Below are 1,455 nucleotides of genomic sequence, written 5' to 3'. Positions count from 1 at the left end.
GTCGACTTCACCATCGACACCCTCTGCTCTCAGAGCAGATTGTTTGGGTGTTATATGGTCAAGCCTCACGGGCAATTAGTATGGGTTAGCTCAACGCCTCACAGCGCTTACACACCCCACCTATCAACGTCGTAGTCTTCGACGGCCCTTCAGGGAGCTCAAGGCTCCAGTGAGATCTCATCTTGAGGCAAGTTTCCCGCTTAGATGCTTTCAGCGGTTATCTTTTCCGAACATAGCTACCCGGCAATGCCACTGGCGTGACAACCGGAACACCAGAGGTTCGTCCAACCCGGTCCTCTCGTACTAAGGTCAGCCCCTCTCAAATCTCAAACGTCCACGGCAGATAGGGACCGAACTGTCTCACGACGTTCTAAACCCAGCTCGCGTACCACTTTAAATGGCGAACAGCCATACCCTTGGGACCGGCTTCAGCCCCAGGATGTGATGAGCCGACATCGAGGTGCCAAACACCGCCGTCGATATGAACTCTTGGGCGGTATCAGCCTGTTATCCCCGGAGTACCTTTTATCCGTTGAGCGATGGCCCTTCCATACAGAACCACCGGATCACTAAGACCTACTTTCGTACCTGCTCGACGTGTCTGTCTCGCAGTCAAGCGCGCTTTTGCCTTTATACTCTACGACCGATTTCCGACCGGTCTGAGCGCACCTTCGTACTCCTCCGTTACTCTTTGGGAGGAGACCGCCCCAGTCAAACTACCCACCATACACTGTCCTCGATCCGGATAACGGACCAGAGTTAGAACCTCAAGGTTGCCAGGGTGGTATTTCAAGGATGGCTCCATGAGAACTGGCGTCCCCACTTCAAAGCCTCCCACCTATCCTACACAAGCAAGCTCAAAGTCCAGTGCAAAGCTATAGTAAAGGTTCACGGGGTCTTTCCGTCTAGCCGCGGATACACTGCATCTTCACAGCGATTTCAATTTCACTGAGTCTCGGGTGGAGACAGCGCCGCCATCGTTACGCCATTCGTGCAGGTCGGAACTTACCCGACAAGGAATTTCGCTACCTTAGGACCGTTATAGTTACGGCCGCCGTTTACCGGGGCTTCGATCAAGAGCTTCGCTTGCGCTAACCCCATCAATTAACCTTCCGGCACCGGGCAGGCGTCACACCCTATACGTCCACTTTCGTGTTTGCAGAGTGCTGTGTTTTTAATAAACAGTCGCAGCGGCCTGGTATCTTCGACCGGCATGGGCTTACGCAGTAAATGCTTCACCCTCACCGGCGCACCTTCTCCCGAAGTTACGGTGCCATTTTGCCTAGTTCCTTCACCCGAGTTCTCTCAAGCGCCTTGGTATTCTCTACCTAACCACCTGTGTCGGTTTGGGGTACGGTTCCTAGTTACCTGAAGCTTAGAAGCTTTTCCTGGAAGCATGGCATCAACCACTTCGCATTCTAAAAGAACGCTCGTCATCAGCTCTCGGCCTTGATC

General features: G+C 53.3%; 1 rRNA gene (running past one end of the window). It reads right to left on the bottom strand.

Features of this window, described 5'->3' with window-relative positions:
- Positions 1-54: 54 nt before the first annotated feature.
- Positions 55-1,455 (bottom strand): 23S ribosomal RNA (locus tag ACIGFL_RS24030) (it continues 1,568 nt past the right edge of the window).

It is taken from the genome of Pseudomonas sp. NPDC077649, assembly GCF_044542855.1.
Lineage (GTDB): Bacteria > Pseudomonadota > Gammaproteobacteria > Pseudomonadales > Pseudomonadaceae > Aquipseudomonas.
This window is presented reverse-complemented; position numbering and strand designations above follow the sequence as displayed.